Source organism: Rhizobium ruizarguesonis, assembly GCF_017357285.1.
GTDB lineage: Bacteria > Pseudomonadota > Alphaproteobacteria > Rhizobiales > Rhizobiaceae > Rhizobium > Rhizobium ruizarguesonis.
The window spans coordinates 370,597-394,932 of the sequence record NZ_CP071681.1 but is presented as its reverse complement, the minus strand read 5'-3'; the positions used below and the strand labels follow the sequence as shown (position 1 = coordinate 394,932).

The 24,336-nt window shown below is 62.2% G+C and carries 23 protein-coding genes; 5 read left to right on the top strand and 18 right to left on the bottom strand.

The window, feature by feature from the left end:
- Positions 1–93: 93 nt before the first annotated feature.
- The 15 genes from J3P73_RS32865 to J3P73_RS32795 all read right to left on the bottom strand — a co-directional run bounded on the left by J3P73_RS32865 (position 94) and on the right by J3P73_RS32795 (position 14,733).
- Positions 94–987, bottom strand: a complete 894-nt coding sequence (locus J3P73_RS32865; protein WP_130657692.1) for a ribokinase — start codon at positions 985–987, stop codon at positions 94–96.
- 23 nt (positions 988–1,010) lie between these two features.
- Complete coding sequence (locus J3P73_RS32860) at positions 1,011–1,658, bottom strand: TenA family protein (protein WP_130705728.1); 648 nt, start codon at positions 1,656–1,658, stop codon at positions 1,011–1,013.
- Positions 1,659–1,660: 2 nt separating this feature from the next.
- Positions 1,661–2,503, bottom strand: a complete 843-nt coding sequence (locus J3P73_RS32855) for a BtpA/SgcQ family protein (protein WP_018069364.1) — start codon at positions 2,501–2,503, stop codon at positions 1,661–1,663.
- 35 nt (positions 2,504–2,538) lie between these two features.
- The gene (locus tag J3P73_RS32850) at positions 2,539–3,312 is read right to left on the bottom strand and encodes a glutamine amidotransferase (protein ID WP_018069363.1); all 774 of its coding nucleotides are present in this window, start codon (positions 3,310–3,312) and stop codon (positions 2,539–2,541) included.
- 36 nt (positions 3,313–3,348) lie between these two features.
- Positions 3,349–4,428 carry a phosphotriesterase family protein gene (locus tag J3P73_RS32845; RefSeq protein WP_130676584.1) on the bottom strand — a complete coding sequence of 360 codons (1,080 nt, stop codon included), beginning with the start codon at positions 4,426–4,428 and terminating at the stop codon, positions 3,349–3,351.
- 4 nt (positions 4,429–4,432) lie between these two features.
- A complete protein-coding gene (locus J3P73_RS32840) occupies positions 4,433–5,437 on the bottom strand; it encodes an ABC transporter permease (RefSeq protein ID WP_018069361.1) in 1,005 nt (334 codons plus the stop codon).
- The gene (locus tag J3P73_RS32835) at positions 5,434–6,255 is read right to left on the bottom strand and encodes an ATP-binding cassette domain-containing protein (protein WP_024320145.1); all 822 of its coding nucleotides are present in this window, start codon (positions 6,253–6,255) and stop codon (positions 5,434–5,436) included. The genes J3P73_RS32840 and J3P73_RS32835 overlap by 4 nt, the downstream gene beginning before the upstream one ends.
- A complete protein-coding gene (locus tag J3P73_RS32830) occupies positions 6,252–7,205 on the bottom strand; it encodes an ABC transporter substrate-binding protein (RefSeq protein ID WP_018069359.1) in 954 nt (317 codons plus the stop codon). Before J3P73_RS32830 ends, J3P73_RS32835 begins: the two co-directional genes overlap by 4 nt.
- 38 nt (positions 7,206–7,243) lie before the next feature.
- The gene (locus J3P73_RS32825; RefSeq protein ID WP_018069358.1) at positions 7,244–8,266 is read right to left on the bottom strand and encodes a LacI family DNA-binding transcriptional regulator; all 1,023 of its coding nucleotides are present in this window, start codon (positions 8,264–8,266) and stop codon (positions 7,244–7,246) included.
- A 254-nt stretch (positions 8,267–8,520) separates the two neighbouring features.
- Positions 8,521–9,591 (bottom strand): ABC transporter ATP-binding protein, encoded by a 1,071-nt coding sequence (locus tag J3P73_RS32820; RefSeq protein WP_027688776.1) that lies wholly within the window; start codon positions 9,589–9,591, stop codon positions 8,521–8,523.
- The gene (locus tag J3P73_RS32815; protein ID WP_027688777.1) at positions 9,588–10,415 is read right to left on the bottom strand and encodes a carbohydrate ABC transporter permease; all 828 of its coding nucleotides are present in this window, start codon (positions 10,413–10,415) and stop codon (positions 9,588–9,590) included. Before J3P73_RS32815 ends, J3P73_RS32820 begins: the two co-directional genes overlap by 4 nt.
- Positions 10,412–11,314: a carbohydrate ABC transporter permease gene (locus tag J3P73_RS32810; protein ID WP_027688778.1), complete on the bottom strand. Its 903-nt coding sequence runs from the start codon at positions 11,312–11,314 to the stop codon at positions 10,412–10,414. The genes J3P73_RS32815 and J3P73_RS32810 overlap by 4 nt, the downstream gene beginning before the upstream one ends.
- Before the next feature lie 175 nt (positions 11,315–11,489).
- Positions 11,490–12,722: an ABC transporter substrate-binding protein gene (locus J3P73_RS32805; protein ID WP_207580095.1), complete on the bottom strand. Its 1,233-nt coding sequence runs from the start codon at positions 12,720–12,722 to the stop codon at positions 11,490–11,492.
- Between the two features lie 62 nt (positions 12,723–12,784).
- A complete protein-coding gene (locus J3P73_RS32800; RefSeq protein WP_027688780.1) occupies positions 12,785–13,687 on the bottom strand; it encodes a sugar phosphate isomerase/epimerase family protein in 903 nt (300 codons plus the stop codon).
- Positions 13,688–13,698: 11 nt separating this feature from the next.
- On the bottom strand, positions 13,699–14,733 hold the full coding sequence (locus tag J3P73_RS32795; RefSeq protein ID WP_130698437.1) for a Gfo/Idh/MocA family protein: 1,035 nt from the start codon (positions 14,731–14,733) through the stop codon (positions 13,699–13,701).
- A gap of 136 nt (positions 14,734–14,869) precedes the next feature.
- Here J3P73_RS32795 and J3P73_RS32790 point away from each other — a divergent pair, with 136 nt between their 5' ends.
- Positions 14,870–15,913, top strand: a complete 1,044-nt coding sequence (locus tag J3P73_RS32790; protein ID WP_024320137.1) for a substrate-binding domain-containing protein — start codon at positions 14,870–14,872, stop codon at positions 15,911–15,913.
- 50 nt (positions 15,914–15,963) lie between these two features.
- Positions 15,964–16,212: a type II toxin-antitoxin system Phd/YefM family antitoxin gene (locus tag J3P73_RS32785; RefSeq protein WP_245002766.1), complete on the top strand. Its 249-nt coding sequence runs from the start codon at positions 15,964–15,966 to the stop codon at positions 16,210–16,212.
- A 44-nt stretch (positions 16,213–16,256) separates the two neighbouring features.
- Here J3P73_RS32785 and J3P73_RS32780 read toward each other — a convergent pair whose 3' ends face one another.
- A complete protein-coding gene (locus J3P73_RS32780; RefSeq protein ID WP_207580094.1) occupies positions 16,257–17,591 on the bottom strand; it encodes an LLM class flavin-dependent oxidoreductase in 1,335 nt (444 codons plus the stop codon).
- A 321-nt stretch (positions 17,592–17,912) separates the two neighbouring features.
- Between J3P73_RS32780 and J3P73_RS32775 the strand changes: the two genes are divergently transcribed.
- Positions 17,913–19,130 carry an SfnB family sulfur acquisition oxidoreductase gene (locus J3P73_RS32775; RefSeq protein WP_130829027.1) on the top strand — a complete coding sequence of 406 codons (1,218 nt, stop codon included), beginning with the start codon at positions 17,913–17,915 and terminating at the stop codon, positions 19,128–19,130.
- Between the two features lie 81 nt (positions 19,131–19,211).
- Here the strand turns inward: J3P73_RS32775 and J3P73_RS32770 are convergent, their stop codons facing one another.
- Positions 19,212–20,420, bottom strand: a complete 1,209-nt coding sequence (locus J3P73_RS32770) for an acyl-CoA dehydrogenase family protein (RefSeq protein WP_207580093.1) — start codon at positions 20,418–20,420, stop codon at positions 19,212–19,214.
- 78 nt (positions 20,421–20,498) lie between these two features.
- Positions 20,499–21,545: a substrate-binding domain-containing protein gene (locus J3P73_RS32765; protein WP_207580092.1), complete on the bottom strand. Its 1,047-nt coding sequence runs from the start codon at positions 21,543–21,545 to the stop codon at positions 20,499–20,501.
- A 235-nt stretch (positions 21,546–21,780) separates the two neighbouring features.
- Between J3P73_RS32765 and J3P73_RS32760 the strand changes: the two genes are divergently transcribed.
- On the top strand, positions 21,781–23,265 hold the full coding sequence (locus tag J3P73_RS32760) for a sugar ABC transporter ATP-binding protein (protein ID WP_207580091.1): 1,485 nt from the start codon (positions 21,781–21,783) through the stop codon (positions 23,263–23,265).
- Positions 23,262–24,323, top strand: coding sequence for an ABC transporter permease (locus J3P73_RS32755; protein ID WP_207580090.1), 1,062 nt, complete (start codon positions 23,262–23,264; stop codon positions 24,321–24,323). Before J3P73_RS32760 ends, J3P73_RS32755 begins: the two co-directional genes overlap by 4 nt.
- Positions 24,324–24,336 lie beyond the last annotated feature (13 nt).

Here is a 24,336-nt window from a genome sequence, read left to right as displayed (position 1 = left end):
GATGCTGCTGATATGACGGAGTGAATCGCAAGGAGCCCATCCCTTCGCAGAGGCTGATGATGGTTTTATGAAGCTGCAAGCCACACCGAGCGGCTATCTCAGGATCGCTTCAAGCTCGGAAATGGTCGGAAATGCCTTTCTTGTTCCATGTCTTGAGACGGTGATGGCTGCGGCTGCAACTGCGTGTTCGATGGCTAGCCTGTCCAGCCGCTGCCCGCGCAGCGCGCAGGATGCAAGTGCTGCGGCCATGAAGGTATCGCCTGCGCCCGTTGTATCCACAACATCGCAGATCTGGGCGGGCACTTCGATACTATCGTGCCGGTTCACGAGCGTCGCGCCGTCGCCGCCCAGCGTCAGGACGATTTCGCGCAGCCCCCGGCTCAGAAGATATTCGGCAGCATCCCTGCCCGTCGTTCCCGTCAGGGCCTGCGCCTCGCCCTTGTTCAGGAAGGCGATGTCGATCAGATCCCAGAGATCGGAGAAATAGGAGCGCACCGGCGAGGGATTGAAGGCGGTGACCATGCCGATCGCTCTTGCATGCTCCAGGATGTCGCGGGTCGTCTGGTCGGACAGATTGCCTTGCAGCATCATCAGATCGCCGGAGCCGGCCGTCGACAGGATACGCCTGACATCGAAGAGGGACAGGCTTTGCGCCGATTGCGTCGTCGTGACGATGGCATTTTCGCCGCCCGGCAGCCGGAAGATGATCGAGACGTCGCTCGATGCATCTTTCATTTCGATCAGTTCGCTCCGAAGCGGCTCGTCTGCGAGGTAATGGCGTATCGTATCGGCCCTCGCATCCCTGCCGATAGGCGCCACCAGCGTTGTCGGAACGCCGCAGCGGGCCATGACGACAGCCTGGTTCGTGCCCTTGCCGCCGAGATCGCTACCCCCGGCATTGCCCAGGATGGAGGCGCCGATGACGGGAAGTTCGGAAACGGCGATGGTTTCGTCGATGGCGACGTTACCGATTATGTAGGCGCGCATGCATCCGCTTTCGCAAGGTGAGGCTAAAGGTAAGGCGCATCGTGAAAATCGACCTCGAGCTGCATCGCCCGGCCGAAGATCGCGCTGAGCCGCGCTTTTTCATCCTCTTCCAGCGTTTCTCCGGCGATGTCGAGTTCATTCTTCAGCCATTGCGCCTGGGCGGCGAAGTTCGGATCGACATGCAGGTCGACCCATTCTTTCAAGAGCGGATCGCTGATCGGGCAACTGGCCGCCGCCTTCGACCAGGTCCAATACATCCACTCGGCCGCAAACATCGCCGCGACCGTGTCGAGGAAACCGCCTTGGCGGGCGATCTCCAACATGCCGGTGCGAAAGGCCTCGACCTCGGCGATGCCGGTATCGAAGGACGAGGGATCGATGCCGCGGCTGGCGAAGGTGCGCTCGAAATAGGCGATTTGCTCGTTGGCGAGCGCATCGAGAACCGCGATCAGCCAACGCTTCTGCATCATCGTCTTGGCGGTCGCCGCCGCATAGGCGAAGATCGAGATGGCGCTGTCGACGAAGGCCCCTTCATAGACGAGATAACGTTCGAAAGCCGCCTTGCTCAGCCTGTCGTTCTTGACGTCCTCGACGAAGCGGTGGCTCAGCATCGTCCGGAAGACAGCATCGTTCTCGCGCAGGATGCGGGCCGAAAGGCTCTCTGCCGCCATGCTCAGCCCTCCAGTCCCGGTTCGGCCGCCGCCCGGAAGGCGCGCACCCGCTCGACGTCGACCGGGTTCCACCAGACGCCGCCGTGCTTCAACGAAGACGCAACGATGACGCCGTTGGTGCGGGCGAGAATATCGACGATATTGTCCTTGTTGACGCCGGAGCCGACGAGCAGCGGCAGGTGTGTCGCCGCACCGATCTCCTCGATTTCTTCCATCGTTGCCGAATTGCCGGTTCGCTGGCCGGTGGCGATGACGCCGTCGGCATCGAAGAAGGCGAGATCGCGCGTCAGTTCCTGGATCGAGCGGTCGGCGACGATGGCGTGGCTGCCATGCTTGACGTGGCTGTCGGCAAAGACCTTGATGTGCTCGGCCCTCAACAGCGAGCGGTAGCGCATGGCCTCGGCCGCCCTGCCCTCCATGAAGCCTTCATTGGCGACATAGGCATTGGCCCATTGATTGACGCGGATGAATTTGGCGCCACCCGCCATGGCAATGGCGAAGGCTGGAATCGGTGCGTTGGCCAGCACGTTGACACCAAGCGGAATGCCGGCGGCGCGCGCGATCCGGTCGGTGACGATGGACATGAAGCCGGTCGTCTCGGGGCCGATATCCTCGGGCTTCGAGAACGGCACATCGCCGTGATTTTCGATGATCAGCCCATGCAGGCCGCCTTCCACGCAAGCTTCGGCGTCGCGCATACACGCGTCGTAGATCGCATCCATCGCAGCCCCCCGGTAGCGCGGCGCGCCCGGAAAGGCCGGGCAATGGATCATGCCGATCAGAACCTTGTCCCTGCCGAAGATATCCCTGATGGCGTTGGACGGCCTGTCCGAAATTTCCTGCATGTCATTCCCTTTCCAATTCCTGCCGCGCGCTGAAATCACGCCTGCTTTTCGGTGAGCCAGCCGAGGATGTTCTTCCAGAGCCGGCCATAGCCTTCCCATTCGCAGAACGCGGGCGAGAGCCAGTGCGGGCCGATATCGGACGTCCAGGCTGCCGTCCGCCCAGTGCCGTACGTGCCGACGACGAGCAGCGGATGGCCGCCCTGATCCTCCGGCAGGCGCGCGACGATCTCGACATCGGCACGGTCTCGCACTTCGACCTCGTTAACGCCGAGAAGCACGGGCCAGGCGCCTTCGAGACCCTGCATCGTGGGATGCTCCGGCTTCACGACCTCAGCAACGGTGCCCTCGGGAATTTCGACGCGGTCGTCATACGGCAGGCAGGTGACGGGCAGCGTGTCTTCGACGGGGGTGCGCCGCCAGCGCGCCTTGCCGTCGATGCCCTGGAAGGAGAAGTAGCCGCCGACCATCAGCAGGCCGCCGCCCTTCTCCACCCACGCCTTCAGAAGCTTCAGGCGGTTCGGCACGGTGCGCGAATGCAGCCACACATCCGGTGGCAGCAGCAGCGAGTTGGCGCCGATATCGGAGAGAATGATGGCGTCATAGGCATCGAGCCCGGCCATCTCGAAGGGGAATTTCTCCACTGCCTCGTGCGCCGGCATATAGGTGAGCTCGAAGGCGCTGCCGGCGAGCGCCTTGACCAGCGGTTCGGCGCCGAGATGGAAGGTGACGCTGCCGAACTGGTCGAAGCCTTTGTAATGCGTGGCGGAGCTGACCCAGCTCTCGCCGACAAGGAGGATTTTTTTTGTCATGGTCTGCGGTACCTGTGATCGATTGAATTGATGGAGCTAAGCTCCGGCATGAAAGACGCGGCGCGGATTGCTGCGCATCATTTCGTCGAGAACCGTCCTGTCGAGGCCGTGCCGCTGAAGACGGGGAAGGAAGTGGCGGAGGATATAGGCGTAGCCATTGCCGCCATAATGCGTCAGCATCATCTTCAGAAAGACGTCGTGCGACAGAAGAACCCGGTCGAGATAACCGGCCTCGACGAGACGCACGATCGCACGCGCCGCCTCCTCGTCGCTCGGGCATTGCACCTGCTGGTCGGCATAGAAGAAATCCATGCCGATCATGTCGTATTCGATGAAGGCGCCACGCTCCGCCAGCTCGCTCTGGTAGGCGATGTCGTCATGCGACGGATTCATATGGCAAAGCACGGTGTGGCGGAGATCCGCCCCCTCCTCCGCCACCACGTCGAGCACGCGGTGGCCGAGACGGAACCAGCCCGGCAGATGCACCATCAGCGGAAGCCCGGTCAGCACCTGTGCGCGTGCCGCACCGCGCAGCGACTTCTCCTCCTCAGCGGTGAAATCCGAGGAGACGCCGATCTCGCCGATCAGGCCGATCCTGACGCCGGTGCCGTCGACCCCTTCCCTCGCCTCGCGGACGATTTCACCCGCGATCTCGTCGACGCTCATCGCGGCGACGCCTTCAGGATGTGAGGAGCCGAGGTAATAACCCGCCCCCATCACGATGTTGAGACCGGATGCTTTCGAGATGCGCTGGAGCGCCAGGGGATCACGGCCGATGCCCTTGCAGGTCGGTTCCACCACGGTGCGCCCGCCCGCCGCGGCGAAATCCTTGAGTTCTGTCACTGCCAGACGTTCGTCATCCAGCGTGATATTGTGCTTGTTGACGAAGGGGTCCTGCCGGAGTTCACCGAGGATCTCCATGCAGACGAAGCTTTCGGCGAGATATTGCCGTTCCGGCGTCTTCGGCGCATGCCACCAGCAGCGGCAGTCGTTGAGGATATGCTCGTGCATCAGTGTCACGCCGAGTGCATCCGCCGAAACGGGGCCGGTGACGGTCATCACCTTGCCGGAGCGGACATGCGCTTCGGACAGGCTTTCTGTTGTCTGCTCGCTCATCGCTTCATCCTTTCCTGCCCAACCGGAAATGGAAATTGGCCGTGAAGATGCGCGTATTCAGCCAGATGGCGACGAGGATGATGGCGCCGGTGACGATCTGGGTGAAGAACGGCGATATGTGCATCAGGATCAGGCCGTTGCCGATGACGGCGATGGTCAGCGTGCCAAGCACGGTGCCGAGGATGGTGCCGCGTCCGCCCATCAGCGACGTTCCGCCGAGCACCACGGCGGCGATTACCTGCAGCTCGAAACCGACGGCGGCATTGGACGAACCGGAGCCGAGGCGAGCGGCGATCAGCAGGCCGGCGACGGCGCAGGCGACGCCGGAGATGATATAGACCGAGGCGATGATCCATTTGGCGGGCATGCCGACGCGCCGCGCCGCCTCTGCATTGGAGCCGACCGCCACGACCTGCCGGCCATATTTGGTCGCGGTGATGACGACATAGCCGAGAATGGCGATGGCGACGGCAATGACCGCTGGGATCGGGAAGCTGAGGATTTCGCCCCGACCGAGCGCGAAGAAGCCCGGCGCATCCTTGATCGGAATCGAATAGCCCTGGGTCAGATAGAGCGCCAGGCCGCGCAGGATCGAGAGGCCGGCAAGCGTGACGATGAAGGCCGGGATGCCCTGATAGGCGGTAAACCAGCCCTGCACCAGCCCCATGAAGCCGCCGAGCACGATCATGCCGATGACGACCGACGGCCAGGGAACACCCATCGCCATGATGATCGCCGCGACCGCATTGACGAGCGCGACCTGCGAGCCGACCGAAAGATCGATGCCGCCGGTGATGATGACGAAGGTCATGGCGATGGCGACGATCAGGATGGGAGCGGCTTGGCGCACGATGTTCAGGATGTTGCCGAGCGTGAAGAAGGTTTCGCTGCCGATCGAGAAGAAAATCATGCAGGCGAGGAAGAAAATGGCGATCGACAGGACCTGTGCGTGTTCACCGAAGAAATCGGCGACGCGCGAGCCGTGGCCGCGTTCCGTATAAGCCGTCATTGCCTGGCTCCTTCACCGACGATCAGCCTGACGAGATCTTCGAGATTGGTGCTGCCGATCTGCCGTTCGGCCACCTTCGTGCCCTCGTACATCACCGCAATGCGGTCACAGACCCGGAAGAGATCCTGCAGCCGGTGGGTGATGAGGATCACCGAAACCCCATTTGCCTTGACGCGGTTGATCAGGGCCAGAACCGCCTCGACCTCGGCGACGGCAAGTGCGGACGTCGGCTCATCCATGATCAGCACCTTCGGCTTGAAGGAGGCGGCGCGTGCGATCGCGATCGCCTGACGCTGCCCGCCGGAAAGCTGGGCGACCTTCCCGGTCAGCCTCGGGATGCGGATCTCAAGCGAATCCAGCATCTTGCGGGCTTCGGACAGCATCGTCCTGGTGTCGAGAAACGGCCCGCGACTGAGTTCGCGGCCGAGGAAGAGATTGCCGACGACATCGATATGGTCGCAGAGGCTGAGATCCTGGAACACCATTTCAATATTTCTGCCACGCGCGTCCGCGGGGCCGGAGAAGCGAACCTCCTCACCTTCCATGGTGATGGTGCCGGCATCGGGAATGTAGGTTCCCGAGATGATCTTCGTCAGCGTCGATTTGCCGGCGGCGTTATCGCCGACGAGGCCCAGGCATTCCCCGGGGAAGATGTCGAGATCGACGCCGCGCAACGCCTGGTGCGAGCCGAAGGACTTGCGGATGCCGCGCAGCGAGATGCGCGGGTCGGATCGGGTGCCGCCGGATGTGCCGGTTCCGGAGGGTGCGACCCCTCCGGAACCGGCGGCAGCGATGTCACGCTGTCCGCTCTCGATCATTTGAAGACGGCCCGGTATGGCTCGACATTCTCCTTGGTCACGATGGTGATCGGCACCGAGATCGTCTTGGTGACGGCTTCGCCGGCCGAGGCCTTGACGAGCGCGTCGACGGCGGCACCGCCCATCGCGGCCGGATCCTGCTGGACGACGGCGACGACGAAGCCGGCATCGATGCCGGCAATGGCTTCGGCAGTCAGATCCCAGCCGAACACCTTGATCTTGTCCTGCTTGCCCTGGCTCTGGACGGCGGCGATCGCCCCCATCAGGGCCGGCTCGCCGGTGGCGTAGATCGCGGTCAGGTCGGGATTGGCGGTGATCAGGTTTTCAGCCGCCGCAAGGGCGTTGTCCTGGATGTTCTGCCCGTCGACGACGCCGGCCATTTCAATGCCGTCGACGCCTTTCAGGGTCTTCTCGAAGCCGTCCTGGCGGATGTTCTGGATGAACGAGTTCAAGGCGCCGACGACGCCGAGCTTGGCCTTGCCGCCCATGTTCGCCTTGACGTAGTCGAGGAAGTATTTGCCCATGTCGGCGCCGGCTGCGGCATTGTCCACGCCGATCTGCGCCTTCTGCGGGCCATCAGGCAGGATGGCGTCAATGGCGACGACGGGAATGCCGGCATCGGCCGCCTGCTTGACGGCCGGCATGATGCCGTTGACGTCGATCGCCACGACAGCAAGGCCGGAGACCTTTTCCTGGACGTAGGTTTCGATGGCGCTGTTTTGCGCCGTCGTCTCGTTGTTGGCGTTGAAGATCACCAGCTTGACGCCGGCAGCATCGGCCGCCTTCTGGGCGCCCTCATTCATCTGGTTGAAGAAAAGCGCCTGCTGGTTGATCTGCACCAGTGCGACCGTCTTCTTTTCCTGCGCCTCAGCGCTGGACAGGCCGATGAAGGTCAATGCCGTAAAGCCGGCGGCTGCGATCATCGTTCGTCTTGTCAAATTCAGTGTCATGTTCTCATCCTCTTTTGGTTTTTTGACGTTGCTGATTATTATTTCGCAGGCGGCGCAACGGAGTTCCGCACCACGATTTCGACAGGCACCAGTTCCTCCGAAGCGGATGGTTTCCACTCGTGCCAATTGGTTTCCAGAAGCAGCTCCAGCGATCGCCGGCCGATCTGGCGCACCGGCTGGCGGATCGCCGTCAGCGGCGGCGCAAAAAGATGAAGCGGGCCGACATCGTCGAAGCCGATGACCGAGATGTCGCCGGGGATCGAGACGCCCCGGCTGCCGAAGACCTCGACGAGCCCGATGGCGATCTCGTCGGAGCTGGCGAAGATCGCCGTCGCCTCTCGGTCTCCGGCGAGATATTCGAGCGCCGCCGCACGGCCGTATTCGATGGTGTATTCGCCGGCATAGCGGTCGGCCCGGGCTTCCTCGCCATGCCGCTCCCTCAGCGCCTTCAACAGGCCGTCATAACGCCTGCGGGCGCTGATCATGCGCTCGTCGCCGCCGATGAAGAGGACGTGGCGATGGCCTTGCTCGGCCAGGTGCTGGCCGGCGAGATAACCGCCCTGCTCATTGTCGCAGAACAGCTTCGGCGCCTTCGAATCCGGAATGTCCTCATCGACGATGATGACCTTGCCGCTGCCGTTGATGAGGGCAGCGAGCGCACCGTCGTCGGGATGGTTGGTGACGAAGATCAGGCCGTCGACGTGATTGCGCTCGATCAGTTGCAGATATTCGATCTCGCGCCCCGGCCGGTTGAGCGTGGCGTGCAACGAGACCGCAAGCTTCTTTTCATCGGCCGCCTGCTCGACGGCGGCGACAAGGGTCGCGAAGAAAGGGTTGGCGATATCGGGCACGACGAGGCCGATCGTGTCCGAGCGCCCCCTGCTTAAGCGACGCGCATGCGGGTTCGGCCGGTAGTTCAGCGTCTTGATCGCATCCTCGATGCGCTTCTTGGTCTGAAAGGGAAGATCGAGGCTTCCGTTGACGAAACGCGACACTGTCGTGACCGACACGTTGGCCGCGGCTGCAACATCCTTCAGACTTGGTGTCGTTCCCTTGGCCATTGATTGGACCTATTGTAAAGCGGTTTAGTAAAGCGCTTTACAAGACAATATCGATTGCGCCCCGTTGTCAACAGCGTTGATCGTGCGGGATTTGTTTTTCTTGCGGTCCGATCGAAACTCGACCGGACAGGCCCTCAGGCGATCGTCGGGTCGAGCTTGTCGCGCAGCCAGTCGCCGGTGACGCTTTCGAGATCTGGCTCGACGGCGTCAACGGGTTCGATTTATGGCAATTCCAAGCCGACGGGCTGGGGCCTTTATATGACGTGATCCGTCGACGCGTCGAAGAGATGGATCTGGTCCGGATCGACCGAAAGTCCGATCATGTCTCCTGCCTTGACCCTGTCGCGGCGCGTCTCGACGATCGTCAGTTCCGGCTGGGTCTCCGCGACGATGAAGGTCGAGGAGCCGGTCGATTCGACGAATGCAATCGGCACATCGAAGCTACCATGTCCGGCCTCGACGACGCCGATATGTTCCGGCCGGATGCCGGCGATGAGCTTACGTCCGGGCTCGATGGCGCGGGTGATCGCAAGCGTCTGCTTCACTGCGCCGAAATCCAGGATAAGGCTCTGGCCGCCTTCCGCGACGATCGCGGGAATGAAATTCATGGCCGGCGAGCCAATGAAACCGGCAACAAACCGGTTCGCCGGGCGGTCGTAGAGGTCGAGCGGCGCGCCCTGCTGTTCGATGATGCCGTCGCGCATCACCACCACATGGTCGGCCATCGTCATCGCTTCGACCTGGTCGTGTGTGACGTAGACGAAGGTTGCGTTCAGCCGGTCGTGCAGCGACCGGATTTCCTTGCGCATGTGGACGCGCAGCGCAGCATCGAGATTGGATAGCGGCTCGTCGAACAGGAAGGCCTTGGGATGGCGGATGATCGCGCGGCTCATGGCGACACGCTGGCGCTGACCGCCGGAAAGCTCGCGCGGATAGCGCTTCAGGAGATGCGAAAGACCTGTTGTCGCCGCTACGTCCTCGGCCGCCTTCTTGGCCTCGGCCCTGGCGATGCCGCGGATGCGCAGGCTGTAGGTGAGGTTTTCCTCGACCGTCATATGCGGATAAAGAGCATAGGACTGGAACACCATGGCGACGTCGCGCTTGCGCGGCGGCACGCCGTTCATCAGTTCGCCGGCAATCCTGAGATCGCCCGACGAAATGCTTTCGAGGCCGGCAAGCGAGCGCAGCAGCGTGGACTTGCCGCAGCCCGAGGGGCCGACGAGCGCGACGAAGGTGCCCTTGGCGATCGAGAGGTCGATATTCTTCAGGGCGTGGAAGGCGCCGTAATATTTGTTGACGCCTCTGAGCTCGATCTGTGTGGTCATTTGAGGGCTCCAGAGGTGAGGCCGGATACGATGCGGCGCTGCAAGAGAACGAAGATGGCAAGGATCGGCGTCACATACATCGTGGCGTAGGCCATGATGTTGTTCCACTCGTTGGTGTTCGGCCCCATGAAGGAATTGAGGCCGACGCTTGCCGGCTGAAGATCAACCGCCTGGATCATCGACTTCGAATAGACGAATTCGCCGAAGGCCTGCATGAAGATCAGGATGGCACTGACCAGGATGCCGTTGCGGGCGAGCGGCAGCACGATGTTGAAGAAGGCGCCGACGCGCGAATTGCCATCTACCAGGGCCGCCTCCTCCAGTTCCTGGGGAACGCTCATGAAGGTGGCGCGCACCAGGATGACGAAGAAGGGCATGCTCTTTGCCGCGACCGCAATGATGACGGCAAGCCGTGGATAATTCAGCATGCCGATCTGCGAAAAGCCGACGAAGATTGGCGTGATCATCAGCGATGCCGGCAGGACCTGCAGCATCAGGATCAGGAACAGACCGATATCCACCCAGACATTGCGGTATCTGGCGAGCACATAGGCGCAGCCGACGCCAAGCAGGGTGATGAGTGCCATGGAGCCGAGAGCGATGACCAGCGAGTTCCAGAGATAGCGGCCCATATCCCGGCTTTCCCAGACATAGGCATAGGTGCCCCATTGGGGTGCAGCCGGCCAGAAGCTCGGCGGCGTCGCGAACATCTCCGAGCCGCCTTTCAGCGCGGTGATGTACATCCAGTAGAGCGGGAACAGATAGATCGCCGCCATGACGACCGACATTGCGAGCATTAGGCGATCGCGGTTCGTCGTATTCATCCGCGCACCTCGTGGCGTGTGGACCGGACATAGACGACGGACGCGAACATGACGAAGACGATCATGATGACGGAGATCGTTGCGCCCTTAGCGAAGTCGTATTGCCGGAAGGAGAGATCCCAGGCCCAGTATTGCGTGACGTTCGACGAGTTGTTCGGCCCGCCCGACGTAATCGCGGCGAAAAGATCGAACTGTTGCAAGGTGAAGATCAGGCCAAGCGCGATGATGGCGCCGATGGTCGAGCGCATCATCGGCAGCGTGATCGTCCAGAAGCGCTGCCAGATATTGGCACCGTCGAGTTCGGCCGCTTCGTAGAGATCGGCGGGAATGCCGGCGAGGCCGACGGAAAGCAGGATCATGTTGAACGAGGTGCCGAGCCAGACATTCGCGATGATGACGGCATAGAGCGAATAATGCGGGTCCGAGCGCCAGAAGATGTTGCCGGAGATGATGCCACTTTCCTTCAGAATGAAGTTCAGCACGCCGAAATCGCCCGAGAGAATCCAGTTCCAGATGGCGCCGACGACGAGGCCCGGCATCACCCAAGAGACGAGGAACAGGCCGCGCATCCATGAGGCGCCGGGAAAATTGACCCAGAAGAACAGCGCCAGGCTGAAGCCGATCAGGAACTGGCCGGCGATGGAGCCGACGACGAAGATGACGGTGTTGTAGAGGATCGACAGCGTTTCCGGCTGTGCGAAGAGGTCGGTATAATTCTTGAATCCGACGAAGGGACGCGAGAAGGTCCCGAGGCTGAACATGTCGACCTCCTGGAAACTCATCACGACATTGTAGATCAGCGGCAGCCCCGCCATCAGGAACAGAAAACCAAGCGGGAAAGCGACCAGCACGATATCGAAACCGCGACCGTCCCTGACGCTCATCAGGATCCTCTTCATGCGTCCTCCGATACTCCGAACGGGGCCGCCTGGCGCATGATGCGGAAGACGGCCCCTGCCGGGAGGAAATGATGGGATGAATCGAGGTTCATCCGGTTAAAAGACGCGTTGCTTCCGGTTTCTCTTCTCCCCGCTGGGGAGAAGAGGGAGCAAGCGGCTCGCTCGCAGCCAACGATCAGCCTAGTACTGCCTTGATCTTGTCAGCTGCCTGGTCGAGCGCGTCTTTCGGGCTCATCTGGCCGGTCAGTGCTGCCTGGATGGCGTCCTGGATTGCCTTGGAGATCTTCGGCCATTGCGGATGCGGGCCGCGCGGCTTGGCGTATTTCAGCTGTTCGAGGAAGACCTTGAGGGCTGCATCCTTCAGCGGCTGGCCGGTCTCGGGGATCGAGATGTCCGAACGGGCCGGAAGCTGGCCGAAGTTCTTGAACATCTTGTCGTCCTGCGAAGCGAAATATTCGAGCGCCTTGAAGGCTTCGGCCGGATGTTTGCTGGTGGCAAAGATCGCCCAGTTGAAGTCGCCCATGGCCGAGGAGCGTTCAGCCCCTTCCTTGGGAACCGGAAGCAGGGTGACGCCCCAGTCAAACTTCGCTTCCTGCGTCATGCGGTCGAGCTCCCACGGTCCCGAGATCGCCATTGCCGCATTGCCGGAATTGAAGGTACCAGTCGAATCCCACTGGCCACGCGTCAGCGTATCGGGAGAAGCGAGCTTCTCGTCCATGATCGTCTTCCAGATCCCGAGCGCCTTCACCGCGCCCTCGGCATTGATATGCTCGTAGCTGCCGCCGCCCATCTGTGCCCAGGGAAGGAACTGGAAGGTGCCTTCCTCATTGGCCTTGGCCGAGAAGGCGAGACCATAGACGTTCTTGGCGGGGTCGGTCAGCTTGCGCGCATCTTCGACCAGCTCATCCCAGGTCTGCGGCGGCTTGTTCGGGTCGAGGCCCTTGGCTTTGAACATGTCCTTGTTGTAGTAGAGCGCGATCGTGTTGGTTGCCTTCGGCACGCCAAAATACTTGCCGTCCCACTCGACCGATTTCAGTGGGCCGGGGAAATAATTATCCGGCTTGATGATGGTCGACTTAGCAATCATGTCGGTGAGATCGAGGAAGGCGCCGCGCGACGAGAATAGCGCATGCTCCGGATTGTCGACGGCGATGATATCGGGCGCCTGGCCTGTGGCATAGGCGCGCATCGCCTCGGTGACGACGTCGTCGAACTGGATCAGCCGATATTCGATCTTGATGCCGTTGTTCTGGGCGTTGAACTCCTTGATGAGGTTCGGCGCCGGCTGGGTGTCCTTATCCAGCGACCAAAGCGTCAATGTGACGTCTTCGGCCTTGGCCGACAGGCCGAACAGCGAGACGCCTGCAAGCGCGAGAGCGCCCAGAATTACATATTTGCGGATAGCCATGGTTCTCCTCCTTTGTGGTTATCCCCGTTTCCGGCAATTCCTCCTTGCCGGAAACGATATCATCAGATGGGATCGACGACGAATTCGCCGCCCCGGGCATGCTTGAGGTGGTTCAGCGCATAGACCTGGCCGGTCATTTCAAGCGCGTCGCGGTAGACCGGGTCGTGCCAGCCTTCGATGTCGATCGAGCCAGACCAGCCGGCAAGGCGCAGCTCGGAAATGATGTCGGTCCAGTTGCTGTCGCCGAAGCCCGGCGTGCGCATGAAGACAAACTTCTCCTTGCCGAAGATACCGTGTTCCTTGATGACCTCCCAGCGGATGGTCGCATCCTTGCCGTGGACATGGAAGAATTTGTGCGCCCACTTGCGGATCTGCGGCAAAGGATCGATCAGATAGACCATCTGATGGCACGGCTCCCATTCCAGACCGACATTGTCGTCAGGTGTCTCGTTGAACATCAGTTCCCAGGCATCGGGATTGTGGGCGATGTTCCAGTCGCCGCTTGCCCAGTTGCCGTCCATGGCGCAATTTTCGAAGGCGATCTTGATGCCCTTGTCGGCAGCGCGCTTGGCGAGTTCGCTCCAGATCTGCTTGTAGCGAGGCAGGCTGTCTGTCAGCGGCTTGCCGCGGATGCGGCCGGTGAAGCCCGCAACGCAGGTGGCGCCGAAATGATGGGCATTGTCGATGCAGTCCTTCCAACCCTGCAGCGTCTCGAGGTCGATTGCGCTCTCTTCCAGCGGATTGCCGAACATGCCGAGCGTCGAGATGGTGATGTCGCGGTCGCCGATCGCATCGAGGCAGCGTTTGCCGAGTTCGGCAAGGTCCTGGCCCTTCGTCGTCTGCCAGAAGAAGGGCTCGAAGCTTTCGAAGCCCATGCCGGCGATCTCGCCGATGCGGGTAGCGGCATCGCCCTTGTTGCCGCTGACCATGGTGCCGATACGAATGGATTTTGCAGGGTTGCTCACGTCAGTTCATCCTATGCTGAAATTTCGACGCGCTTGCCCGTCTTGGCGCTTTCGATCGCGCCGAAGACCATGGCAAGGCTTCTGATATTGTCGGAATTGGCGGTCTCGGGCCGTCTTCCGGTGCTGATCGCCGCGATGAAGTCGGCGATGACGCTGGCGTGGCCATGGGTTTCCTCGTCGTGTTCCGGACCGGGAACGTTTACGGCAGCGTGCCCACGCAAAAGGCCGGGCTCTTCACCGGCGACAGTCGCCTTGAAACTCTCCTCGCCATCCCAGGTGAGCATTCCCTTCGAGCCGACGAGGCGCCACTGGCTTTCCCAACTGGTGCGTTCGCCTTCAGCGCACCAGGATCCGCGATAGGAGAAGACGATGTCATCGGAAAATTCGAAGATGGCGTTGGCCGAGGCGCCGTGCCGATACCACGAGCCCTTCGGATTGCGCTCGACGCAATAGACGGTGAGCGGCTTCCGGCCGGCGACGTAGCGGGCCGCATCGAAGGTGTGGATCGCCATGTCGAGAAGCAGGACGTTGTCCATCTCTTCGCGGAAGCCGCCGAAATGCGGCGCCAGGAAGAAGTCGCAATGGATGCCGGTGAGTTCGCCGATCGCGCCGCTGTCGACGAAGCGACGCAGGCGCCTCACGCCTGATATGAAGCGACGGTTCTGGATGACAGCGTGGATGCGGCCGGTCTCGGCGGCAAGGTCGACCAGCGCAGCGCCCTCGGCAAGCGAGGCCGCCATCGGCTTTTCGCTGAGCACATGGCAGCCGGCCTTGAGTGCCGTCGAAACGACGTCGTAGCGTGCGGCCGGAATGACGATGTCGAACACCAGGTCGGCCTTCGTGGCCGCGATGACGTCGGACAGGTCCGAACCGATGACGGCGCCTTCAAGCCCGAACTCCGCGGCAAGCTTTTCCGCCGTCTCCCGGTTCAGGTCGACAAGGCCGACGATGGTGATGGAATCGGCCAGCAGCGGGTTGGAAGCGATGGCTCGCAACCAACCTTTGGACATAGCTCCGCACCCGCACAGAATGGCACTGAATTTCACGATTTCCTCCAGGGGAATGGTGTCAACTCTCCTCGTGACACGCACTCCGTAAACGTTTACGACTGTATGCGGAAACATTTTGCGGTGTCAATAGACGCCAAATGGGAAATTACCGATGGGAGGAAAATCGTCAGCGATGAAGGGGATTCGCCAGCTTGCCGAACACTTGAATATCTCGATCGGCACGGTCTCCCGCGCGCTGAACGGCAAGCCCGATGTCAATCAGGAAACCCGCCGGCGGGTGCTGGCAGCAGCCGAGGAACTCGGCTACGTCGCCAACCAGTCTGGGCGGAGCCTGAGGCAGGGGGAGACGAAAGTCATCGGTTTGATGATCGAATCCAGCAAGGAAACGGTCGAGAACGCCGACAACTTCTTCCTCGGCGTCACCAGCGGCCTGCAGAGCGTCTTTGCCCGCCACAAGCTCGACCTCATCATGCTGCCCTGCCCGAGCGATGAGGACCCGCACGAATATCTGAAGCGGATGGTGGCGCGGCGCATCGTCGATGCGATGATCATTTCGGACACGCAGCGCGTCGACCGACGCATCGACTTTCTATCGCGGGCGAAGATCCCCTTCGTCGCGCTCGGCCGCAGCCTTTCGGCCAGCAATTTTCCCTGGATCGATCTCGATTTCGAAGGCGTGGCTGACCATGCCGTCGAGCGGCTGGTCGCGCTGGGACATCGCCGGATTGCGATCACCGCGCCGTCGAGCGAGGCCAACCTCGGCTATCTCTTTATCGAAAGCTATCGCCGCGCGCTCGAGCGGCACGATATTCCTTTCGATCCGTCGCTCGTCATCCGCGTCAGGTCGAGCGAACAGGGCGGCTATCAGGCGGCCCATGAACTGCTGCTGCTTGAAGAGCGGCCGACGGCGGTGATCCTGATCTACGAGCTGATGGCGATCGGCCTTTACCGCCGCCTGATGGAATCGGGCGTCATGCCCGGCCGCGACCTTGCGGTGATCGGCTTCCGTGACGCTCCGCGCGCACGGTTCCTGCAGCCGTCGCTGAGCTGCTTTCGCATCTCGCTCTACGATCTCGGTGTCGCGCTCGGCCGGATGCTTCTCGCCACCATGCCGGCTTATCGGCAGTTCTATCCGGGAGGCGACCGCAACATCATCTGGCCCCTCGAACTGATGTCGGGCGAAAGCGATGCGTTCGATGTGGGCGCCATGGTCTAAGGGTGGCAGGCTGGGTATATTCCCTGCTTGATGTAGAGCGGATGGTTTCGATGAAAATGTCCTCCATGACCGACGCAGCCTTCAACCGGAATCCCAGCAAGGCGAAGAAGGAAGCGAGCGAGCGGCCGCTGGTGATCACAGATCGCGGCGAAGCGGCCTATCTCCTTGTCAGCTATGCGGAATTTCAGCTGAACTGGACGCCGAAGACGCTGTTTGAGGCATTGCGCGATTCCTCCGCTGATGAAAGGGAATTCGAACCCGCGCGGCTGGGCTTTGACAACAGGACCGTCGAATTCTGACGGTTACGGCATCGTATTGCCGCGCGGGGATTGCCCGTAGTGTCTTACGCACTGGCGGAGAAAAACCGGTTCTCCGGCCGCGGCAATCCGAGATGTTCGCGCAGCGTCGTGCCCTGATATTCGCTGCGGAACAGGCCGCGGCGCTGCAGTTCGGGAACCAGCCGTTCGGTGACGTCGAGGAGACCCTGCGGTAGATAGGGAAAGACGATGTTGAAACCGTCCGAACCCTCCTCGTCAAGCCAGCGCTCCATCTCGTCGGCGATGCTGGCCGGCGTGCCGACGAAGGCAAGGCCGGCATAGCCGCCGTAGCGTTGCGCCAGCTGGCGCACCGTCAGATTTTCCTCCGCCGCAAGCTTCAGTACCTGTGCCCGGCCGGTCTTGCTGGCATTGGTGTCGGGAATATCTGATGGTAGCGGTGCGTCGGGATCGAAGCCCGAAGCATCATGGCCGAGCGCGATCGAAAGCGAAGCGATGGCGCTCTCGTAATGCACCAGGCTGTCGAGGGTGGCGCGCTTGGCGCGGGCCTCGTCGATGCTGTCGCCGACGATGATGAAGGCGGCGGGCAGGATCTTCAGATGGTCGCGGTTGCGGCCGATGGCTTCCATGCGACCCTTGATATCGGCATAAAGCGCTTTGCCGGCGGCCAGATCGCGCGGCGAACAGAAGACCATCTCGGCGGTCTCAGCGGCAAGCTGGCGGCCGGGGTCCGACTGGCCGGCCTGGACGATGACGGGCCAGCCTTGCGGCGGCCGGGCGATGTTGAGCGGCCCGCGCACGCTCAATTCCTCGCCCTTATGACCGAGCACATGCATCTTCTCCGGATCGAAAAACAGGCCGCTCTCCCGATCGCGGATGAAGGCATCGTCGGCGAAGCTATCCCAGAGCCCGGTGACCACGTCGTAGAATTCCCGGGCGCGATGATAGCGCTCGCCGTGCTCCACATGTTCGTCGAGGCCGAAATTGAGCGCGGCGTCAGGGTTCGACGTCGTGACGATGTTCCAGCCGGCGCGGCCACCGCTGATATGGTCGAGCGAAGCGAAACGACGGGCGATGTGATAGGGCTCGTCGAAAGTGGTGGAGGCGGTCGCGACGAGGCCGATACGCTCCGTCACCGCCGCCAGCGCCGACAGCAGCGTGAAGGGCTCGAAGGAGGTCACGGTGTGGCTGCGGCGCAGCGCCTCGACCGGCATGTTGAGCACAGCAAGGTGATCGGCCATGAAGAAGGCGTCGAATTTCGCCCGCTCCAACGCCTGCGCGAAGGACTTCAGATGCGCGAAATTGAAATTGGCGTCGGGATAGGAGCCGGGATAGCGCCACGCGCCGGTATGCAGGCTGACGGGACGCATGAAGGCGCCGAGGCGCAACTGCCGTGGGGTCATGACTTTCCTCATGGATCGGGCAAGGCGGCCGCCTGCCCCGCATTGGGCGTTCTGTCTGGAGCCGCTGCGGCGACGCATCGGATATCGGTTACGTAGGAACTCGACGAATTCAAATCGAGGCCGGCTCAGCTAATTTCCGGTAGCGATTTCGGTGCTTTTCCGGCCACGTTTTCGCAGAACCGCCCGTCTGAGACACTAATCGCGGCAGTCAGAAGCCGATAAGCAAACACTTTTCATTTTCTATCACATCTATAGAATTTGTACTCTTATCTCGACGCTCGATTTCTTTCACCGATAGGGCCGTCAGAAATGGAGACATCGATGAACACCGTGCTGAGGCAAGCAGACCAGATCCGGCCCGTGGCCGACCGTATCGGCAGCGACGAGGAGGCGATCGCCACTGCCCGCAGACTGGCGGCGCAATTTGCCGCACGCGCTGCCGAGCGCGACGCCGACAGGATCCTGCCTTTTAGCGAACTCGATCTTCTCGCCCAGTCCGGCCTTTTGGCGATCACCGTGCCCTCGCAATATGGCGGGCTCGACGTCTCCAACGCCGTGCTTGCCGAGATCACCGCGATCCTGTCGGAGGCGGACGGCTCGATCGGCCAGATCCCGCAGAACCACTTCTATATTCTCGAGGCGCTCAGAACCGACGGCGGCGAGGAGCAGCAGCGCTATTTCTTCAGCCGCGTGCTGGCCGGCGATCGTTTCGGCAATGCGCTGTCCGAGCGCGGCACGAAGACCGTCGGCCACTACAATACGCGCATCAGCCGCGACGGTCCGGGTTACCGGATCAACGGGCGCAAATTCTATTCGACCGGCGTCCTCTTCGCCGACTGGATCACCATCTTTGCGCTCGATCCGGAGGATCGGCTGACCATGGCTTTTGTGCCGAAGGGCACCGAAGGTGTCGAGATTGTCGACGACTGGGACGGTTTTGGCCAGCGCACCACCGGCAGCGGCACGACGATCCTCGACAATGTCTATGTCAGCGCCGATTCCGTGGTCTTCCATCACAAGGGCTTCGAGCGGCCGACGACGATCGGTTCCGTTGGTCAGATCATCCATGCCGGCGTCGATCTCGGCATCGCACGGGCGGCCTTTGCCGAAACGCTGGAGTTCGTCAGGACGAAATCGCGCCCTTGGATGGATAGCGGCCTTGAGCGTGCCTCAGACGATCCGCTGACGATCGCCAAAGTCGGCCAGATCGCCATCCGGCTGGAAGCCGCAACGGCTCTCGTGGAGCGCGCCGGCCACAAGGTCGATGCCGCGCAGGTCGAAACGACGGAGGAAAAGGTGATCGCGGCGACGCTGGCGGTCGCTGCGGCGAAGGTGCTGACGACCGAAGTGGCACTCGAGGCCGCGAACACGCTTTTCGAGCTTGCCGGAACCTCGTCGGTACAAACAGGCCTCAACCTCGACCGCCACTGGCGCAATGCCCGCACCCATACGCTGCATGATCCCGTGCGTTGGAAATATCACGTCGTCGGCAACTACCATTTGAACGGTGTGACACCGCCGAAGAACGGCGCACTCTGAAATCTCCCGCTCTTCCAAACGAAAACCCCATTGCCGGTGTCGGCAATGGAGTTATTCATTTTCGATGACAGCGTGGCAACCTCAGCTATAGAGGCTGACCTCCGGTATCCTGTCGTTCAGCACGAATTCACCGACTTCCTTCGCCTTGTAGAAGACGGGATCGTGCAGCGTATGGGTGCGGACATTGCGCCAGAAACGGTCGAAACGGTATTTGTCGGCCGTCGAGCGCGCGCCCGTCAGCTCGAAGACGCGCGAGGTGATGTCGAGCGAGACATGGGTGGCGTGGACCTTGGCGGCATAGGCTTCCGCTGCTGCCTCGCCGCGCTCGCGCGCGGTGACGTCGCGGCCGCGGGCAAGGCCCGCCTGCACGGCGGCTGCCGCACTGTCGGCAAGGGCCGCCGAAGCCTTCAGCGCGGCAGTGAATTCGCCGACGCGTTCGAGGATATAGGGATCATCCGCTGCCCGCTCGACACCGGAGGTGATCCACGGCCGGGTGGTGGTGCGGACGTAATCGACGGCAGCCTGCAGCGCGCCTTCGGCGGTGCCGAGATAGAAATTGACGAAGACCAGCTGGATGAACGGCGTATTGAAGGTCGAAAGCACCGGCGGCGCTGCGTCGGCTGCAGCCGGCGCTCCGACGAAATCTTCCTCGTAAACGGGGAAATCATGAAATTCGACGCTGCCGCTGTCCGACAGGCGCTGGCCGATATTGTCCCAGTCGTCATTGGCGACGTAACCTTGACGATTGGTCGGCACGGCGAAACCGGTGATCTTGTCGTCGAGCGTCGCATTGGCATTGATGTAATCGGAGACCCGCGCTGCCGTGGAGAAGGACTTGCGTCCGTTCAGCACATAGCCGTTGCCGCGACGGGTGAGCACCAGCCCGGGATCGCGCGGATTGACGGCCGCACCCCAATAGAGGTTCCTGGCGACCGTATCGCTACCCAGCGCATGGGCGCGGGCGGCATCGAGGGCCCAATAGATGTACTGGCTGTTGACATAGTGGTAGCCGAGCAGCTGGCCGATCGAGCTCTCGCCACGGGCGAGAATGCGCACCAGCCTCAGCCCGTCGACCCAATCGAGGCCACCGCCGCCGATCTCACGGGGATGAAGCGCATTGAGCAGGCCGGCATTCTTCAATTTGACGATTTCGCCAAGCGGCGGTCGGCCTTCGCGATCGAGGTCTGCGGCGCGCCTGGAAAGGTCGGCAGAGATATCCTCGGCACGGGCAAAGAGGTCTTCGCGCGTCGGGTTGCGGCTGGCCGCGAAGACGACATTGGATTGGCTCATGGGCGGAACTCCAATTCTCCAAAAAGATGATCCGACGGGAGCCACACGCTTCCGCCGGAAGGATCGAAGTGCGAGGTCTCAGAACAGCTTGTCCGGGATCCAGCTGGCGGTCGCCGCATCGCTCGTGCTGAAGGCCGGGATCTTTTCGGCCAGTTCCTCGATCGTCTTGACGCCGGCTGCACGCAGGCTCTCCTGCGTCAGAAGCGTCGGCTTCACGGTGATTTGGTGGGGAACCGTCTGCCCGGCGATTTCGAGGGCTGCGGCGCGAATGGAGACGGCGCCGACGACGGCAGGATTGGTCGCGACGGTCGCAACCCACGGGCTGCCTTCCTCGGTGATTTCCTGGATATCGGCCGTCGAGACGTCGGCCGAATAGATCTTCAGTTTCTTGGCGATGCCGAGATCGTTGGCGGCGAGCTTCACGCCGCGAGCGAATTCGTCATAGGGGGCGAAGACGACCGATATATCGGGATTGGCAGTGAGCACGGCCTTCGCCTGATCAGCGGTCGAAGTCGCCGTCGTGTCGCTGACATTGCCGAAGCGGGCCTTTTCGACCACGCCTTTATTGTCCGTCTTGAACTTGTCCCAGACCTCGTTGCGGCGGTCGAGCGGCGCGAAGCCCGCAACATAGACATAACCGGCGCTGAAACTGTTGCCGTTGTCCTTCACCACCTGTTCAAGCGCCAATGATGCGAGTTCGTGATCGCTCTGCTCCACCTGCGGAATCTTGGGATTGTTGAGGTTGACGTCGAAGGCCACGACCTTGATGCCCTTGTCGAGCGCCTGCTGCACGACGTCGCCGAGCGATTCAGGCAGACCGTGGTCGATGACGATGCCCGAGACGCCGAGATTGATCGCCTGGAGGATCTGTTCGCGCTGCTCGGCGGCATCCTGCCGGCCGGGGAAGATGCGCAGGTCGATAGCCAGCGCCTTGGCCTGGGCTTCAGCCCCCGCCTGATAGGCCTGGAAGAAATCGCCGGCCGAGATGTAGCTGATCAGCGCGACCTTGACGCCGCCCCTGTCGAAAGGGGCAGGAGCGCCGGACAGACCGTCGGCTTTTGCGCCTTGAATGAAGATGAACGGAATGACGGCGGCAGACAGTGCGAGCCGTGCGAGGGATTTCATCGTCGCGTTCCTTTTAGCAATCGGGAGCGTCGTCTGACAGGTCTGGCAGCCCTCGCGACGCGTCGGATTATTAGATATAATCTCTATGTTTTTAGTAGAGTAAATGATCCGATTTTATGGGCTGTGGGAGATTCTTTGTTTCCCGAGGGCAGTTCGTGGGGGAAAGGCGTGCCTGGAGTTCGACCGCCCGGACAGGGCACACTCCGGCTTCGATTGCAGCCCCGGACCTTTATCGATGCCGCTTCTTCACATTGAAAATATCACCCGCAGTTTCGGGTCGACGCGGGCGCTTGCCGGCGCTGATTTTTCGATGGAGCGCGGCGAGATCGTGGCGCTGATGGGCGCAAACGGCGCGGGCAAATCGACGCTGGTCAAGATCCTTTCCGGCGTGCTTCCGGCCGATGGCGGCATGGTCAGTCTCGATGGCCGCGCCTTTGCGCCACGTAGCCCGGCCGAAGCGGCTAGGGCCGGTGTCGTCACGGTGCATCAGTCGACGGATCTCGTCGGCGCGGCCGGTCTGAGCGTTGCCGATGCCCTGCTGCTCAATCATTTTGCCGATCGCAGCACACCCTTCTTCGTCTCGCGCGCCGGCATCCGCCGTGCGGCGCAGGCAATGCTCGATGCCGCCGGCTTCACCCTGCCGCTGGACCGTGATTTCGGCACCCTCGCCAGCGCCGATCGGCAGCTGGTGGCGATCGCCCGGGCGCTTGCCAATCGCGCCGATCTCCTCATTCTCGACGAGCCGACGGCGAGCCTCTCCGGAGAAGAAAGCCGCCGCCTCTTCGATATTCTGCTTAGGCTTCGCCAAAAGGGCCTGGCGGTCCTCTATATCTCGCATCGCACCGCCGATCTCGAAGCGATTGCCGACCGCGCACTTGTCATGCGCGGCGGCCGTGTCGTCGGTACCTTCTCGCGGCCGATCGATTTTGCGAGCGCCATCGAAACGATGATCGGCCGCAGACTGGATGCGGCCCGGCCGGATGCGCGGCCCGCGACCGGACCAGTGATTTTCGAGATGCGCGATATCAGACTGCTCTCTGAGGCCGTCTCTTTCGATCTGTCATTGCACGAGGGCGAGGTGGTGGCGGTAACAGGCGTGCTCGGCGCCGGCAAGAGCCGGTTGCTCCAGGCGATCTTCGGCGTGACGGCGCTTGCCGGCGGCCAGATGTTCCTCGATGGTCGGCCTTATCGGCCGAAAAGCCCGGCTGAGGCAATTGCGGCGGGTGTCGCCATGGCCGCCGAAGACCGTCACCGTTCCTCGCTGATGCCGCCGGCATGGCCGGGCCATTCGCTGTCGGCGACGATCAGCCTGCCGCATCTTGGCAAATGGTATCCGCGCGGTTTCCTTGTCGGCGGCCGTGAACGACGCGAGGCCGAACAGGCGATCACCCGTCTCGGCATCAAGGCCGCGGGTCCGCTCGCCTCGGTCTGGTCGCTGTCCGGCGGCAACCAGCAGAAGGCGGTGATCGCCCGCTGGGAGGCGGAACCGAGCCGGCTGCTGCTGCTCGACGAACCCTTCCAGGGTGTCGATGTCGGCGCCCGTCACGACATCATCCGGGCAATTCGCGCCCGCAGCGACCGGGCGACGCTGATTGCGACCTCCGACCCGGAGGAGGCCTATGAGGTGGCCGATCGCATCCTTGTCATCGACCGCCACGTGTTGAGGCCAGCAGCAGGCGGAATTGCCGCTCCTTCCGCCATTCAGGGAATATCCGCATGACGACGATCGATGACGACACTCTTCCACAGGCAAGCGCCCGGCCGAAGGCATCGCCGCAAGCCGATAGCGGTCGTCTCACCGCCCTCGGCGCGTTCCTGCGGGCGGGCGCGGTGTTCATCCTGCTGGCACTGCTCGTCGTCGGCTTCACCATCGCCCAACCCGCCTTCATCAATATCGCCAATCTGATGAGCATCCTGCAGGCGGTGTCCGTCGTCGCCATTCTCGGCGCCGGCGTCACCGTCACCCTTGCCGTCGGCGGTTTCGACCTGTCGATCGGAGCCGTCGCCGCATCGAGTGTGATGGCGGCGAGTTACGCGATGATCGTCTGGGGCCTCGACGCCTATGCGACCGTGCCGCTGGTGCTCGCCTTCGGCGCGCTGGTCGGCCTCGTCAACGCCTTCCTCATCGTCCGCCTGAAAGTGCCTGATCTGCTCGCGACACTGGCGATGATGTTCCTGCTTTCCGGCCTGCAGCTGATCCCGACAGCCGGCCGGTCGATCTCTGCGGGCCTCACCCTGCCCGACGGCTCAAAAGCGACCGGCGCTTACGACCCGGCCTTTTTGCTGATCGGCCGCTACAGCATTCTCGGCACCCTGCCCGTTTCGGTGGTGCTGATGGCGGTGGTCGCCATCGCACTCTTCATTCTCACCGAACGCACCCGCATCGGCCGGCTGCTGTTTGCAACAGGCGGCAACGAGGTCGCGACCCGGCTTGCCGGCGCCTCGACCGTGCGGCTGAAGACGCTCGCCTATGTCATTTCGGGCACGCTGGCATCGCTCGGCGGCATCGTCATTGCCGCCCGCGTCGGGCGTGGTGACATTTCCTCCGGCGGCTCGCTGCTGATGGATTCGGTCGCCGCCGCGTTGATCGGCTTTGCCGTCTTCAACCTGCGACGTCCAAACGTGCTTGGCACCATTGCCGGCGCCGTCTTCGTCGGTGTGCTGCTGAACGGCCTCACCATGCTGAACGCTCCCTACTATACCCAGGATTTCGTCAAGGGCGCCGTACTCGTCGGAGCCTTGGCGCTGACCTACGGCCTCGGCCGCAGCAATCCCTAATTCCAAGGAAGAA